Genomic DNA, 14,586 nt, shown 5'->3' on the forward strand with positions numbered 1-14,586 from the left:
ATGTTAATAATATTGCAATTGAAGTATGATAATTTTGCAAAAATAGCCAGAAATAAAATTGACTTATTGCTACTTATATACTTAGTTTACCCTTTAATTAGAAACTTTTAATATAAGGTCGGGTTTTAAGAAAACATACATAAATACATCCCTGGATATTTCACTTTATAATACTAAGATTTATAATGATAGTAATAAACTGTTTAATAAAACTTTTTAATCCTGTAATAGTTAGGCACATCCCTTATGGGATAATGTTTTAATATAACTACTAAACCTAGTTGCTTATGAAATATAGAAAAGGTATAAGTCGGACCCTAGTTGCTGGTATAATTGTAGTAATAATTATAATAGCTGCAGTAGCGTTCATATCTCTATCGAGACATACAACTGTACCTACTCCCTCGCCCGTTAATGTTACTCACCCTACGAACATAACAACTACTAAGACAAACGTGACTGTGACCACGACAAACGTTACATCCATACCCTCAACCATCACAGTTGACGAGGCAACTCCACCAGTTAGTGTAGATCCTGCATCTAGCTATGATATTGCAGGAGGAGAATTAATACAGAACGTTTATCAGACTCTCGTGTTTTATAACGGAACCAATACCTCCAGTTTTGTAGGTGTATTGGCTGAGAATTACACGGTACTAAATAACGGAACGACCTACGTGTTCCACCTGTGGCCATTTATAACCTTCAGCAACGGCGATCCTCTGAATGCTACTGACGTTTGGTTCTCGGTCTATAGGACCATGTTAATCAACCTCGGAATTTCGGTCTACGTTAGCCAGGGACTATCAGTTAATGATGGACTTGGATTCGTAGGAAAGTTGCCAAGTGGCGCAACTGGTACCATAGAGTTGCCTAACGGTACCCTTCAAGCTCTGGAGTACGCGGGCTATACCTTTCCCTCAAACTTAACTCAGGCATATGAACAAGCCGCATACGACCTAGCCTATATTCTATCCCACTTCAACGTGAGTAACCAAACCATTCAAAAAGTCATGAGCTATCCCTATCAGGCTGTGGTCGTGGTAAATCCGTATACTGTTCAATTTAACCTGCAATATCCATATTCAGCATTCCTGGCAGCAATGTCCACTTCTGCAGGAGCTGTGGTAGATCCGGTCTTCGTGGATGAGCATGGAGGAGTCCAGATTGATACAGCCAACACATACCTTTCCACCCACGCCCTAGGTTCTGGTCCCTATGTGTTGGAAACTCCAATAGGTCAGTCCTATGTCATCCTACAGGCTAATCCTAACTACTGGGCTTCCAAGGTTCCTCAGTCTCAGAGGAACTTCATGTTGGCTATCCCCAAGATCAAGACCATCGTGATAGACTACCAGACCAACGAAGCCCTGAGAATAAGTGATCTTCAATCCGGGAAGGCCCAGATAGCTCAGATTGATATAATAGATTTATCGCAGATTATTGGCTCCCAGGGTATTTCTTACATAAGAAGTCACACTAGCTATCCTGTGGTCTATAATGGCACATATGGAACTGTTTACGTGTGGGGACCATATCCAGAAATAGACTTCTTGGCAATGGATGCTTATCAATACCCATTCAATGTCACTAACGTCAGATTGGCTATCGCTCATGCAATAAATGCAACACAGATCCAGCAACAGGTTTATGACGGATTGGCCATAAGCTACGTGGGTCCTGACGATCCGTCCCTTCCCTTCTATAACTCCTCAATACAAGGCTACACTTACGATCCATCCCTGTCTATACATCTCCTAACTCAGGCAGGATTCAGTCTAACCCTTCCCAACGGAACAACTGTTAATCCTGGAGGGACACCCTTCCCCACCATAGTGCTAACTTACCAGACAGGTAGCACGGCACTTCAGGACGAGGCTCTCATAGTGCAACAGCAACTAGCTCAGATCGGGATTAAAGTGCAATTAAATCCTGAATCTGCAGTTACCATAGTGGAGTCCTACCTCAACCCGCCCAATTCCAGCAGTTATCCGGCATTCCAACTTGCGGCCAATTTCCCACCTGTGCTGAACCCCATTGATCCTGCCATCTATTTAATGTCTCAGGCAAGGCTTCATCACGGTAACCCAGCTTTCGTAGATAATTCGCAGATAAACTCCCTTATAATTCAGGCAGTGAGGACTGATAACCCGGTTCAGCTTCAAAGAATCTTTAACGAAATTACCGAGCTCTCGCTACAGCAGGCCCAATACGTGTGGCTTGACGACTTCATTGCATACACGGTGACAGCTCACGGAATTCAGGGAATATATTACAGTCCAGGATTTGATGGATTATTCTACGCAACAATATACTAGGGAAGAACATGGGGCTGGCCAAACTAATCGGAAAACGTGTGGCAGGAGCACTTCTAGTTATTTTTGGTGAATTAGTTCTCGTTTTTTTCTTGGTTAACGTGGCGGCCCCAAATCCAGCCTCCATTTGGGCAGGGCCCGAAGCTTCACCTGAACAAATACAGATAATTACCCAACTTTACCACCTGAACTCTCCGTGGTACATTCAGTTCCTCTATTATGTCAAGAATTTCTTCACAGGTAACTGGGGAATCTCACCCCTTTACCAAACCCCCGTTATTCAGCTTGTGGAGGAGTACCTGCCCGTTACTCTGGAGCTTGCAGTCATATCCCTGATACTCAAGTTGATCATTGAGATTCCCTTGGGCGTCCTGTCAGGTCTTAAGCCCAATGGCTTTCTAGATAATGCCATCAGGATTATCTACACAGTAACCAGAAGCGTTCCCCCCTTCTTTGTGGCTCTGGGTCTCCTCCTAGTGTTAGCCTACGACGTTCACGCCTTCCCCGCTTCGTATCCAGTTGATCCGATACTGGCGTTAAAGGAGCCCAAGTTTGAGATATATGACCCATTCAACGGAAAGTATTACCCATTCTGGTTCTTTGATAACATGCCCATCCTGAACGCTCTTCTCGTGGGGGATTTCAGCGCCTTCGTTTCAGCCCTGGATCACGCGATTTTACCGGCTTTGAGCCTTACCCTCTTTGGTTTCGGTGGGATAACTAGACTTTCCAGAAACTCAATGATAGAGGCCCTCAACATGGACTACATTAAGACCGCAAGGGCGAAGGGGTTAAGGGAAAGGGTCGTGATATATCGTCACGCACTGAGGAATTCCCTTCTTCCCACAATAACATTGTCAAGCGTGATCTTCGCGGGTTCAATTCAGGGAGCTCTCGTGGTGGAAACAATCTTTAATTATTACGGAATGGGATACTACCTTGCTCAGAGTCTCTTGGACCTAGATACTCCTTCCCTGTTAGCTGGGACGGTTGTGGTAACAATAGTGGTGGTCATATCTAACCTTGTTGCCGACATTTTGTACAGCGTAGTGGATCCTAGGGTGAGGGAGACGGTATGAGTGCCAGGACAGTACTGTTATCGAGTAAAACATTATTGGCAGGAGCTGTAATCATTGTTGGGTTCATAGTCTTGGCCATCATCTCTGCACTGGACTTGAAACTCCTTACTCCCTACGATCCCAACAAGATCAACTTCGCCTTGGCCAACCTTCCACCTTCCACTGCTCACCTCTTCGGCACAGATAGCGAGGGTAGAGACGTTTTCACAAGGGTGCTTGCGGCCCTACCCAACGATGTGGCAATTCCCTACATCATTGCCGGAGCTTCGGCTCTCATAGGAGGGCTCGTGGGGATGATCTCCGGTTACGTGGGAGGGCTCGTGGATGAGGGATTAATGAGGTTCACAGACATCTTCCTTGCCTTCCCTGGAATATTGCTGGCCTTGGCCATAAGCACAATTCTAGGACAGACGCACGTGGCGGAAAGGCTCTACTTCAGCATGATTGCCCTTATTGTGGTGAACTGGCCGATTTACGCTAGACTGGTGAGGAGTCAGGTTCTTCAAGTGAGGGGAATGCCCTACATTACCTTGGCAAAGGCAGCAGGTTTAACTAGGTGGGAGATCATGAGGAGACATATTATCCCAAATATATTATCCCTTGTTATAGTATATATTACGCTGGACATGGGAACCATTATCCTTTTCTACTCTATCCTTGCCTTCTTTGGTTTGGGCGCTCCTCCGCCCACTCCAGAGCTGGGAAGGATGGTATACGACGGCTTAACTGCCTTGCCAGGGAATTGGTGGTCCTCCGTTTTCCCTGCCCTAACTATCACGTTAATGGCTGTAGGTTTCTCACTTTTCGGTGAGGGACTTAGGGATTACCTAGATCCAAGAGGTGGAGACTACGTCAGAAGAGCTAACGCTTAAGGTTGAGGACCTCTGGGTTTCCTATTACCTGGAGGGAAGGGAAGCGTTTGCCGTAAGAGATATTTATCTAGACGTGGGAAAGGGAGAAGTTGTAGGGGTGGTGGGGGAAAGCGGTTCAGGGAAGAGTACCCTCGCCCACGCCATCATAGGACTACTCCCCAGGAACTCGAGGATAAGCAAGGGAAGAATCCTGTTTAAGGGACGGGACATCACCAAGGTGAAGACGGACCAAAGATACCTTTACAGGGGAACAAACATCTTCATGATATTCCAGGATCCCATGTCGAGCCTTAACCCTACCATGAAGATTCGTGACCAGTTACAGGAAGCCATAGACGTCAGGTCAGGAAGGAGAGGATGGAGCGTTGGAATGTGGAAACCCCCAAAGGGCGACAACGAAGAGGAGATTGTGGACTCCCTAGAAAGGGTTGGCATTAAGAGGCCCAGGGTTATCATGGAGAAGTATCCTCATCAACTCTCAGGGGGAGAGAGGCAGAGGATCATGATTGCCATGGCATATCTCCTGAAACCCTCACTCCTTATCGCAGACGAGCCGACCACTGCTCTGGACATGATAACCCAGGCGCAGGTGATGAGACTTCTTTCGGAACTGAGAGAAAACCTGGGACTATCAGTTCTCTTCATAAGCCACGATATGGTGTTAGTGGGGCAGATTGCTGATAGGATCGTTGTAATGTACGCTGGGAAGGCCGTGGAGGAGGGAAAGGCAGAGGAGATAATTGAATCGCCCATGCACCCCTACACTAAGGGTCTAATTAACTCCATCCCTGATGGATATAAGAACGAGAAGAGAATCGAGTCAATACCGGGTTCTCCACCAAACATTCTTAAGTTGCCATCTGGCTGTTCCTTCAATCCAAGGTGTAAGTTCGCCATGGAAAAGTGCATGTCTGAGGACCCTGAAACCAGAGTTTTAGGAGGGAGGAAGGTTGCCTGCCACCTATACTAACCTGCTCCAGGTCGAGAACCTGGAGGTGGAATTTAACGCGGGAGGAAGGATCATAAGAGCCGTTGATGGAGTCTCACTAGGGATAGGAGAAGGAGAGACTTTCACTGTAATAGGGGAGTCAGGGAGCGGTAAATCTACCTTGGCTCTGGCAATTCTTAAACTCATCAAGATAAAGGAGGGAAGGATCATCTTCAAGGGAGAGGACATAACAAACCTGAAGGAGTCTCAAATGAGGAGCATAAGAAAGGAGATGCAGATAGTGCTTCAGGATCCCTACCTGAGCCTAGATCCTAGATTGAGGGTGGGTGATATAATCAGGGAACCTCTCCTGCCCTTAGGAGAGAAGGGAGAAGAGAAGGTGGGGGAAGTGCTTAACCTAGTGGGACTAGATCCAGGAGTGGCGACCAGATTTCCACACGAGTTCTCTGGCGGGCAAAGGCAAAGAATAGCCATTGCTAGATCCCTGATCAGCGATCCCAAGTTCATCGTGTTGGATGAACCGACCTCCAATCTGGACGTTTCCATACAGGCCCAGATACTCAATCTCCTTCTGGATATTCAGGAAAAGAGGAAGGTGTCCTATCTCCTCATAACCCATAATATGCTGGTGGCAAAGTACATGTCCGATAATGTGGCTGTTATGTACTCGGGAAAGATTGTGGAGAGGGGTTCAGCGAGGGAAGTAATAGGGAAACCCCTACACCCCTATACTATGGAATTGCTCAACGTAACTCCCACCAAGGGCTTCATGGAGAGGATAAGGAAACTGGAGTTCATTCAGGAAGGGGAAGTACCCGTCAAGGGGTGTAGATACGCAAACAGGTGCAGATTCGCAAAGGAAGTTTGCAGGACTACTGAGCCTGTGCTGAAAAGGGTCTCACAAGATCACGAGGTCGCCTGTTTCCTATATTAACTCACGTCTAAGGATTAGATCAGCGATATCGCTGAGTCAATATACACTTTTTCCCTTGATTGGACCTATAACATTTCCTAGGAATTGACGTCAAAATTCCCTTAAGTCCTGCGTGAGATTCCAGACTAAACTAGGCTTTTTAAGGAAATTAGTTTAGATCTCCGCCTATACAGTTCAAGATCATTTCTACTTATCACGTGAATCTCGAAGGGATCTTCCACACCCTTTTTCCACAGGGTTGATATCACAACTTCAGGCGGGATTTCCGTGACCACTAGGATGTCTATATCGCTGGAAAGTAAATGCCTCCCCTCAGCAACGCTTCCGAAAAGGTACACCTCAGCCCCTTTATCCAGCTCATTCATGGTTTCAAGTATTATCGAGAAATAATGGGGCAAGTCATTGAAGATCTTAGCCCTGCGCTTTGCCTCCTCAATTAAGAGTTTGTCCGATAACTCTCATCACCTCATCCGCTACCTCTCTTAATCTTTTAACTTCACCCTCCTTAAATTCCCTTGCTATATAACTAGAGGTGATGTAGACGTCCTCAAATAGTCCAAGTTCTACCTCGTACCTAGTCTCGAGCCGGGCTATCTCATCCAGTCCAGTTATCTCGCGTATTATCTCCAGGAGCCTCCTGATGCTATGGGTCCTGGGGTAATCATATCCAAGCCTTACAATCATGGCTTTTAGGAAGAGTTGTAATGACTGCTCCAGACTGGAGGCGGAAAGGTCATAATAACCTTTCTGGAGCTGGAAGATGGCAGTTTCATAAAAGCGTTTTGATCTGTCCAGCAGATGACCATATTCCTCCTCCTTTGTCATATGATAGATACTTCATGACGCCTTTTAAATAGTAGGGATCCCAAGTCGTTATACAGATATGAGAGGTTTATCTCTAGGATAATTCCATTGGTTCCTGTAATCTTCCGTATAATAAATATTTTTAAACTTCTTTCGGCTCGGCTAAATGATACTCATTAGACTATAAGTAGCCGTGGAATAACTTGACGTTCACTTGATCTTCATTTTAAAAATCTAAAATGTATTCATGACTATATGTCCTCATTAATCATGATATTTATACACCATGAATACTAACCAAACAGAGAGGCACCCCCTGATACTCACCCCTGATACTCGCTCTTCTCACTACCTAGGCACATCATATCCGCTAATATCATATTTTAGAATATGACTTTTAGTGATTTCTGGTAATTTGACCGAAAACATATACCGTAAGATCCAGCAATCCCTTTTAAGGATATCACATAAGAAAATGCCATGAAACTCATAGATCTTCATGAGGATCTGGCCTACTCCAATCAGCAGGGGATAGACGTAATTGATGGAGATCATCAGTCAAGCCTTAAGCTTCTGAGCAACTTCGATTCCCTTGTTTTTGCCTCCATTTTCCCTCACGTTAACACAAGGGATGAGAGATCCGATCTATTGACCTCCCTTTATGGATCGTTCACCCCTTCCACGACTTTCTCCTTCGAACTTCTCATAGACCAGATCAAGTTTTACCTCTACCTGGAAAGAAAGGGACTTGTCAAGATAGTAAGGTCTGCAAAAGATCTGAACGAGCCACGAACGAAACTCCTCCTCTCCCTGGAGGGAGCTGATGCGTTGAGGGATTACATCGACATTTACCTCCTAAGGGAACTTAACGTTCAGAACCTGGGACTGACCTGGAATTATGACAATAAGTTCGCCTCCTCCTGCATGTCAGGGAAGGATTACGGCTTGACCTCGGAGGGAGAGGAACTGGTTAAGCTGGCCAACTCCCTTGGAGTTATAGTGGATCTTGCCCACGCAGGAAAAAGGACAGTCCTGGAAGTGGCCTCAATCACTAGGAAACCTGTAATAGTATCCCACGGAAATATGATGAAATTAAAAATGCACAGGAGGAATCTGGATGACGAGGAGATTGAGGCAGTGGTTAAGACCAAGGGAGTGATAGGAATAACTGCCATTGTCTCAACCTTGCGTGAGCCCACTATTCAGGGAGTGGCGGAGAATCTGAGATATGTGGGGGAGTCGTACGGATGGGAATACGTTTCCCTGGGAACCGATTTCCTGGGGATTAAAGAGACACCTCAGGGCTTCGAGAACGTGATGAAGGTAAAGGAACTACTGAAGTTTGTGGATGGTCACGAGGAGGAAGTTCTCTGGAAAAATGCCATGAGGGTGATTATGAGCAATATGGGCTACTCTGTTCCATGATGACCCATCCACAGTACTTTAACAGGATGATTAGCTCTTCTTAACCAGTAGGCATCATTGACGACAAGATTTTTTGAACTCTGTTTTCAATGTTTGGACCTAAAATTGCAAAGTTATCTTTTTTAACACTCTTGAGTTTAAGCTATGTAAGAGGAAACAGAAAATGGTCGCGATGCAACCATCCGATCTCGCGATCATAATAATAGTAGCGCTAGTTCTATTCGTGGGAAGTAACAAAATACCCGAGTTGTTCAGATCCATGGGAAGGGCTCTTGGGGAGTTCAAGAAGGGGAGAATGGAGGCGGAAATGGAAATCGCCCAGATGCAGGTTCAACAGTCTCAGCAGGTTTCTCAGGCTTCGCAGAGGACGGTATCTGTTGAGGAACTGGAGAAACAGATAAGGAATCTTCGGAACCAGCTGGAGCAATTGAAAAGGCAAGGCTCCAAGTAAGGCACTTTCCCCTAGTTATGATAATTGCCCAGATCTAACCTTGTGCCGAACCTAACGCCTCTCATATTTTCTTTATGAATTCATAATGTATCTCCCTGAACCCCCTCTTCTTGTAGAAGGAGACGGCGATGATATTCTTGGCAGGGAAACGGGCCATAATAGACTTAGCTCCCTTTCTGGACAGCTCAGATATCACGAAGTCCACAAGTCTCTCTCCCACTCCCTCCCTTCTATATCCAGGCATTACGTAGATCTCCTCAATAACTGCCATCTTCTCCGGTACGTAGTACTCCCTCCTTTCTAGTCTTACCCTCACTGCTCCTATGACTTTTCCATCCTCCTCAGCCACAACCACCAGGCTATCCTCGCTCCTCAAGTCCTCGGAGAGGCTTTTCTTCAGTCTTTCCTCGATCTCGTCATGCACCTGAAGGAGGGGATCAAACTCGGAATTGAGAGCATACATTCTCTCGAACATATCAGCTATGACTTCAACGTCCCTGGGTTCGGCCTTTCTAATCAACACTTTGAATCGCCTTTATCTTATTTCTTGACTGTTCTATCTTAATCTTGGCCATGAGCCTGAACTCTTCCCTGCTCAGCTTTACCCTTGCATATCCCCTCTCCACGGCCTTTTCCGCAACAGCTGAGGCAAGTTCATAATAGGCGTCCATCTCATCCATCCTTGGAATAATGTATGTTGGGGATATCCCCTTCTTCTCAGCGTATTTGGCCAAAGCCTCCGAGCCGGCTATCACCATTTGATCATCAACCTTCGAGGATCTACTGTCCAGGACTCCCCTGAAAACTCCAGGGAAAATAAGGGAGTTATTTACCTGATTGGGAAAATCGCTTCTACCTGTGGCAACAATCTTGGCCCCGGCGTCCAACGCGTCGGAGGGGTAAATCTCTGGAATTGGGTTAGCTAACGCGAAGACAATGGGATCCTTCATGAGACCTATCCATCTTTTGGATATCGTGTTAGGTCCTGGCATTGATGCCGAGATGAGGATGTCCGCATCCTTGAAAGCCTCATCTATACCTGTGATGTTGAATCCGTTTGTAGTGACCGCAATCTCGTACTTCCACTTATGATTGAACATCATGGAGTCCAAGTCCCTCCTTTCAGCGTGAAGCACACCTTCCCTGTCCACCACTATCATTCTTTTGGGATCAAAGCCATATGCTTTCAGTAGCCTAACCGTGGCGATGTTGGCTGCCCCAGCGCCAAATATCACTATCTTACTGTCCAGTCCCTTCCCAGTAAGCTTCATGGCATTTATGAGCGCAGCTAGCACTGCTCCCGCGGTTCCCTGCTGATCGTCATGCCATACGGGTATATTCATTCTCTCCTGAAGCTTCTCCAGAACGTAGAAGCACTTGGGACTCTCAATGTCCTCCAGGTTTATCCCTCCAAACGACGGCTCCAGAGCGGAAACCACGTTAACTATGGCGTCAGCATCCTTCACCGCGAGGGGAAGGGGAAACGCATCCACGCCACCTAGATACTTAAAGAGGAGGGCCTTCCCCTCCATCACGGGCAGAGAGGCCTCAGGCCCCACATTACCTAGACCTAGCACTCTCGTCCCATCCGTGATAATACCCACGTTGTTCCACCTGCTGGTCAACTGGAAGCTCTTCTCCCTGTCCTTGGCTATCTCCTTCACGACCTCGGCCACTCCTGGAGTATATATCACGGAGAAATCCTCGTAGCTGGAGATGGGAACCTTCGGAAGCATCTCGATCTTACCCTGGTACTTAAGGGAGATCTCTACGGATTTCATAATGATAAATTAAGGGATTGGTATAAAATGTTATGGTTCGTCCTAATGCGTTGGCACAACGATTTGAGTTTTAAGATGTTACTGGAAGTGAGACTTAAAACTGAACATCATATATTAAAGAAATTGCGCTGTAAATACTCAGTTGTCTTATAGTGGAGTGCGATTTAGGATTTAAAAGTGTTATAAGATAGTGTGTTATAAGGTAAAAGAATAACATCTTTAAGGCCTTTTACCCCTTTCCCTAATCCTTAATTAACTAGTTAATTAGTTGTCATATGCCTTGAGCGTGTCCATGGTGTAGTCATTAAGGTATAAATATTTGAAGGAGTATTACCTAAGGCCAAGAGGGTAAGGAAACCTGTCTACAGGGACGTTCCCTGTCCCTCGTGCGGAATCGCGTGGTTAAGAACGGGAAGATAATGGGGAGGCAGTTCTACCTGTGCAGGGAATGCGGGAGGATGTGGAGGGAGCGAAACACCATTACAAGAGCGTGAGGGAGAGGGTCCTCACGATGTACGCGAACGGGTGAGGCACCACATCTACACCAAAACGAGAGCTTCAACTCCTACCTTGACGGGATACATGACCCTAGATACTTCCCGTCCCTCCTTTACCTGGAGACCTACCTGTTCGTGGCGATCCATGGAAACAACGCGGGGTGGAAGTCGCGTCCCATGTCATCAGGCACCACTCCTATCACCTTCGCCAGCTCCACGCTTTCCAGGCGACGGACGACGAAAGCTTATAACACGGGTTCTTTATATCTTCCTACACAACAAGGGGTGGCCTCCATTCCGTTGAGCGTTGATCATGGTATGACATCGTATTCGACCCCTTAAAGTATTACCGAAAATGATAGATGGTTTTGATCGTCTCGCGTAGATTAACTAATTACAATTCGCAACGGAAACCTGAATGGCCCAGGAAAAAGTCGTAACACTCTGTGCCTAATATCATAAAAATATAAATTCCATTTCTAATTATTTACATTATCTTTATCAGAAATGAACTTTCGTGTAAAATCTATAAATGTATTGACTAAAGAGTTCTTTCCTTTCCAGGAATCGATTATATATAGATAGCTCTCAACATCCGTTTCCAATTCTGCATAATCAAGGAGACCAGCTTCTATATATCTTTCAGCCTGAATATAACTTACAATTGAAACGCCCAGACCTTCTATTACAGCGCTAATTACTGAAGACGAATTATCTAATCTGTATACCATTTTTAAATCACTTTCACTGAATCCTTCTCTATTTAATATTCTCCTTACTTCTGCCTGTATACCGGAATTGGGTTTTCTTCCAATATAAGGTAAATGCAATACATCATGTACCTTGATTCTCTTTGAGGTTAACGTACCTTTCTTACTTATAACAACAAGCTTAATTCTTTTTAGTTTTATAACATTTACATCATTAAGGAATTCGTCTATATCATCGAAATTAAGGCTGGCCACGAAACCTATATCCGCTTCTCTGTTTTGCAGCATCTCAAACACGTCCAATGTACTTACTATTTCGAAGCTAATCTTAAATGATGGAAATTTATCTTTGAATTCCTTAGCTAGTCTAGGAAGAAAATATATTCCGGCTACCTCCCCTGAACCTATTTTAATTTCGTTGATAAGCTTATTATTATATTTATTTAAACCATCTATTATATTCATTATTTTCTTGAATTCTCCAGCAGTAAATTCTCCAAATTCTGTAAATTTTACATTTTTTGATCCCATTGACTCAACCAATTTTCTTTTTAAGAAATGCTCTATAGTACGTATTCTGTATTTTATTGTACCATCAGATACGTTCATCTCCCTCGCAACGGAACTTATATCCCTATATTTGTATAGTAAAAGGAATGTTTGAATATCGTCTAAAGCGATACTCATAAGAACTATTAGGCAAGCTATGCTATTAATTTAGCGTAGGTTATATGCGAGATTGACGTGACCTCCCTCACACCTTAAAAACTTTATAGCCAGGTAACGCAGAATTTTGACTAATGTATACCTGCATAGATCCCCTGAAGGTCCAAGAGGAGCTCGGTAGGCAAGTGAAGAGGCTGGCGAGGATCCAGGACGCTGTGAGGAGCGACACGTTCGTGAAGTTAACAAGCGCGCTGGCGTTAACGGAAGAGAACATGTATGCCATGTCCAGGATCGCGGGCTTCAACTACGGGAACGGGAGGAAGCTGGACGATCTCTCCGCGGTGGAGCTGGAGAGAGTCGTGAAGGCTCTGGTCAGGGACGATCCAGTCCTGCTCGTCGTGGACTGCACGCACGACGTGAAGAGGTACGCCCTGGCTGAGCCCGTTTCCGGGACGTGGGCGCAGATCTTCTACGTTCCGTGAAAGGGCGTTCCTTCCTTCGCTGCTTCTGGTTATTGCGGTGAAGGACCTGAGGATCAACTAGGCCCGGTTCACTTAGAGATCTACGTGCCCAGGAAGGACGCGCTGGAGAAGAGGGGAGTAGTTGTTACCTTCAGGACCAGGAGCTCATGCTGGAGCTAGTGTCCAGGTTGAGGGAGATCTTCAACGTTCAGGGGATAGTGTTCTACACGTGGTACGTGAACGGACGAACTCGCCTCCCAGACCTGGTCTCGGAGCTCAAGTCCAACGCCCGGGTGAGGGTGACGAACTCAGGCGAGTGGACGAGCTCCAGCCAGGGGTTCACCACGTCACGTACAGGGACGTCCCCTTGATTGCTCGTGGTGGATTATAAGGGTCACGGTGGGGCTACCCCATATTGTTGTGTAGGAAAATATAAAGAACCCGCGTTATAAGCTTTCATGGTCCGTCACCTGGAAGCGGGCAGCGTTAGTACTTTGTGGAAGTTTTTATCCATTGTTTTCTACCTCTATTTCATCTAAATCCAGATATTGGACCACATCAAGATTAAACTGATCGTGATGTTCCTCGAAGAACCTCCTCACCTCCTCCCTTGCCTCTTCCACGTTGTTGAAGAACCTGTTCGCAAGGTGGAACTTCAGGTCCTTGAAGATCCTCTCCACAGGGTTTAGCTCTGGCGAGTACTTTGGGGTGAAAACGGGTCTCACTCCCCTTCTCCTGAACAGGTCCAGGATAGCCCCCGTCTTGTGGGAGGAGTGGTTGTCAAGGACGAGGTACCTGGTCTCCCTGCCCCACTTCCTCCTGTAAACGAAGCTCTTCATGTTCTTGCTGGAGAGTTGTAGAGGGTGTACAGCACCTTCCTTGAAACGTCAAGGGCAAGGAAGACGTAGAAGTGCTGGAAGCCCAGGTTCACCCTGATCCTGGGCCTGGAACCCCTCCTGGCGGGGCACCTCCTCACCGTGGTGCCCACACCCTTGTCTCATCGAAGAACGCTATCCTGCGTCCCATCAGTTCCTTCACTTTTTTTAAAATCGCGGTGCTTCTCCACCTCGGCCCTGGCGTTCACCGGCCTGGGCGTCACGAAACCGTACCCCAGCTGGTGCACTACCCTGTAAAGGTGATACCTATTGTAAACTATCCCCCTCTTCCTCAGCTCAGCGTTCAGCGCCCTCATGGTCCACCCCTCCAGGTTGTATCCCAGCTCCCTGGGACTTGTCTCCAGCACCTTCTTCACCTCCTCGCTGGAGTACTTCCTGGGCCTACCCGACCTTGGCCTATCCCTCAACGCACCAACCCCTCCCCTCTTGTACTTCGCGACCCACTTCTTCACCGTTGAGTACGAAACCCCGAGGACCTCGGCCACCCTGTACTCCCTGAACCCGTCCACGAGGTACATCTTCACCCCCAGTATTCTCTGCCTTATCCTAGCATTCTTTTCCTCCCTGTAAGCCTTCTCTAATTCCTCCACATTCTATATTAGTAATACCAAGATAAAAACTTTACCTAAGTACTAGTGGAGCACTTCGGGATCTTCCTTAAGCAGCACTGGAGGCCCTACGCTGAGACCAAGGTTAGAAACGAGGCCTTCATCTACATGATGGCCATAACGTACAACATGGTC

At 46.3% G+C, this 14,586-nt stretch carries 16 protein-coding genes and 1 pseudogene; 9 read left to right on the forward strand and 8 right to left on the reverse strand.

The window, feature by feature from the left end; all coding sequences use genetic code 11:
- Nucleotides 1–287: 287 nt before the first annotated feature.
- The 5 genes from L3N51_RS11010 to L3N51_RS11030 are packed head-to-tail and all read left to right on the forward strand — an operon-like array spanning nucleotide 288 to nucleotide 6,152.
- Entirely contained in the window at nucleotides 288–2,321 is a 2,034-nt protein-coding gene (locus L3N51_RS11010; protein WP_238027267.1) for an ABC transporter substrate-binding protein, read from the forward strand.
- An 8-nt stretch (nucleotides 2,322–2,329) separates the two neighbouring features.
- Complete coding sequence (locus tag L3N51_RS11015; protein ID WP_238027268.1) at nucleotides 2,330–3,397, forward strand: ABC transporter permease; 1,068 nt, start codon at nucleotides 2,330–2,332, stop codon at nucleotides 3,395–3,397.
- The gene (locus tag L3N51_RS11020; protein WP_238027269.1) at nucleotides 3,394–4,269 is read left to right on the forward strand and encodes an ABC transporter permease; all 876 of its coding nucleotides are present in this window, start codon (nucleotides 3,394–3,396) and stop codon (nucleotides 4,267–4,269) included. The genes L3N51_RS11015 and L3N51_RS11020 overlap by 4 nt, the downstream gene beginning before the upstream one ends.
- Entirely contained in the window at nucleotides 4,238–5,239 is a 1,002-nt protein-coding gene (locus tag L3N51_RS11025; RefSeq protein ID WP_238027270.1) for an ABC transporter ATP-binding protein, read from the forward strand. Before L3N51_RS11020 ends, L3N51_RS11025 begins: the two co-directional genes overlap by 32 nt.
- Complete coding sequence (locus L3N51_RS11030) at nucleotides 5,220–6,152, forward strand: ABC transporter ATP-binding protein (protein WP_238027271.1); 933 nt, start codon at nucleotides 5,220–5,222, stop codon at nucleotides 6,150–6,152. The genes L3N51_RS11025 and L3N51_RS11030 overlap by 20 nt, the downstream gene beginning before the upstream one ends.
- A 125-nt stretch (nucleotides 6,153–6,277) precedes the next feature.
- On the opposite strand, the gene L3N51_RS11035 is transcribed toward L3N51_RS11030, so the two are convergent.
- Complete coding sequence (locus L3N51_RS11035; protein WP_238027272.1) at nucleotides 6,278–6,517, reverse strand: nucleotidyltransferase domain-containing protein; 240 nt, start codon at nucleotides 6,515–6,517, stop codon at nucleotides 6,278–6,280.
- Between the two features lie 67 nt (nucleotides 6,518–6,584).
- Nucleotides 6,585–6,977 (reverse strand): HEPN domain-containing protein, encoded by a 393-nt coding sequence (locus L3N51_RS11040; RefSeq protein ID WP_238027273.1) that lies wholly within the window; start codon nucleotides 6,975–6,977, stop codon nucleotides 6,585–6,587.
- Nucleotides 6,978–7,436: 459 nt separating this feature from the next.
- On the opposite strand from L3N51_RS11040, the gene L3N51_RS11045 reads away from it, so the two are divergent.
- Nucleotides 7,437–8,381 carry a membrane dipeptidase gene (locus L3N51_RS11045; RefSeq protein ID WP_238027274.1) on the forward strand — a complete coding sequence of 315 codons (945 nt, stop codon included), beginning with the start codon at nucleotides 7,437–7,439 and terminating at the stop codon, nucleotides 8,379–8,381.
- A 163-nt stretch (nucleotides 8,382–8,544) separates the two neighbouring features.
- Nucleotides 8,545–8,832 carry a twin-arginine translocase TatA/TatE family subunit gene (locus L3N51_RS11050; RefSeq protein WP_238027275.1) on the forward strand — a complete coding sequence of 96 codons (288 nt, stop codon included), beginning with the start codon at nucleotides 8,545–8,547 and terminating at the stop codon, nucleotides 8,830–8,832.
- 61 nt (nucleotides 8,833–8,893) lie between these two features.
- Here L3N51_RS11050 and L3N51_RS11055 read toward each other — a convergent pair whose 3' ends face one another.
- The 3 genes from L3N51_RS11055 to L3N51_RS11065 form a co-directional block, all read right to left on the reverse strand.
- On the reverse strand, nucleotides 8,894–9,355 hold the full coding sequence (locus L3N51_RS11055) for a GNAT family N-acetyltransferase (RefSeq protein ID WP_238027276.1): 462 nt from the start codon (nucleotides 9,353–9,355) through the stop codon (nucleotides 8,894–8,896).
- Entirely contained in the window at nucleotides 9,345–10,613 is a 1,269-nt protein-coding gene (locus tag L3N51_RS11060) for an NAD(P)-dependent malic enzyme (RefSeq protein WP_238027277.1), read from the reverse strand. The genes L3N51_RS11055 and L3N51_RS11060 overlap by 11 nt, the downstream gene beginning before the upstream one ends.
- Before the next feature lie 976 nt (nucleotides 10,614–11,589).
- Nucleotides 11,590–12,507, reverse strand: a complete 918-nt coding sequence (locus L3N51_RS11065; RefSeq protein WP_238027278.1) for a LysR family transcriptional regulator — start codon at nucleotides 12,505–12,507, stop codon at nucleotides 11,590–11,592.
- A 113-nt stretch (nucleotides 12,508–12,620) separates the two neighbouring features.
- Here L3N51_RS11065 and L3N51_RS11070 point away from each other — a divergent pair, with 113 nt between their 5' ends.
- A complete protein-coding gene (locus tag L3N51_RS11070) occupies nucleotides 12,621–12,968 on the forward strand; it encodes a hypothetical protein (RefSeq protein WP_238027279.1) in 348 nt (115 codons plus the stop codon).
- Nucleotides 12,969–13,102: 134 nt separating this feature from the next.
- Nucleotides 13,103–13,318: pseudogene (locus L3N51_RS11075) on the forward strand (hypothetical protein); the annotation flags it as partial.
- A gap of 135 nt (nucleotides 13,319–13,453) precedes the next feature.
- On the opposite strand, the gene L3N51_RS11080 reads toward L3N51_RS11075, so the two are convergent.
- The 3 genes from L3N51_RS11080 to L3N51_RS11090 are packed head-to-tail and all read right to left on the reverse strand — an operon-like array spanning nucleotide 13,454 to nucleotide 14,433.
- A complete protein-coding gene (locus L3N51_RS11080; protein WP_238027281.1) occupies nucleotides 13,454–13,786 on the reverse strand; it encodes a transposase in 333 nt (110 codons plus the stop codon).
- A complete protein-coding gene (locus L3N51_RS11085; protein ID WP_238027282.1) occupies nucleotides 13,783–13,923 on the reverse strand; it encodes a hypothetical protein in 141 nt (46 codons plus the stop codon). Before L3N51_RS11085 ends, L3N51_RS11080 begins: the two co-directional genes overlap by 4 nt.
- 21 nt (nucleotides 13,924–13,944) lie before the next feature.
- A complete protein-coding gene (locus L3N51_RS11090) occupies nucleotides 13,945–14,433 on the reverse strand; it encodes a helix-turn-helix domain-containing protein (protein WP_238027283.1) in 489 nt (162 codons plus the stop codon).
- Nucleotides 14,434–14,586: the final 153 nt, after the last annotated feature.

The sequence above is a fragment of the Metallosphaera javensis (ex Hofmann et al. 2022) genome (assembly GCF_022064045.1).
Classification (GTDB): domain Archaea; phylum Thermoproteota; class Thermoprotei_A; order Sulfolobales; family Sulfolobaceae; genus Metallosphaera; species Metallosphaera javensis.

Bases quoted from the DNA above. Each gene is read 5' to 3' on its own strand.
- L3N51_RS11010 (WP_238027267.1), top strand. From the start codon at position 288: ATGAAATATAGAAAAGGTATAAGTCGGACCCTAGTTGCTGGTATAATT.
- L3N51_RS11015 (WP_238027268.1), top strand. From the start codon at position 2,330: ATGGGGCTGGCCAAACTAATCGGAAAACGTGTGGCAGGAGCACTTCTA.
- L3N51_RS11020 (WP_238027269.1), top strand. From the start codon at position 3,394: ATGAGTGCCAGGACAGTACTGTTATCGAGTAAAACATTATTGGCAGGA.
- L3N51_RS11035 (WP_238027272.1), bottom strand. From the start codon at position 6,517: ATGAATGAGCTGGATAAAGGGGCTGAGGTGTACCTTTTCGGAAGCGTT.
- L3N51_RS11040 (WP_238027273.1), bottom strand. From the start codon at position 6,977: ATGACAAAGGAGGAGGAATATGGTCATCTGCTGGACAGATCAAAACGC.
- L3N51_RS11045 (WP_238027274.1), top strand. From the start codon at position 7,437: ATGAAACTCATAGATCTTCATGAGGATCTGGCCTACTCCAATCAGCAG.
- L3N51_RS11050 (WP_238027275.1), top strand. From the start codon at position 8,545: ATGGTCGCGATGCAACCATCCGATCTCGCGATCATAATAATAGTAGCG.
- L3N51_RS11060 (WP_238027277.1), bottom strand. From the start codon at position 10,613: ATGAAATCCGTAGAGATCTCCCTTAAGTACCAGGGTAAGATCGAGATG.
- L3N51_RS11065 (WP_238027278.1), bottom strand. From the start codon at position 12,507: ATGAGTATCGCTTTAGACGATATTCAAACATTCCTTTTACTATACAAA.
- L3N51_RS11070 (WP_238027279.1), top strand. From the start codon at position 12,621: ATGTATACCTGCATAGATCCCCTGAAGGTCCAAGAGGAGCTCGGTAGG.
- L3N51_RS11080 (WP_238027281.1), bottom strand. From the start codon at position 13,786: ATGAAGAGCTTCGTTTACAGGAGGAAGTGGGGCAGGGAGACCAGGTAC.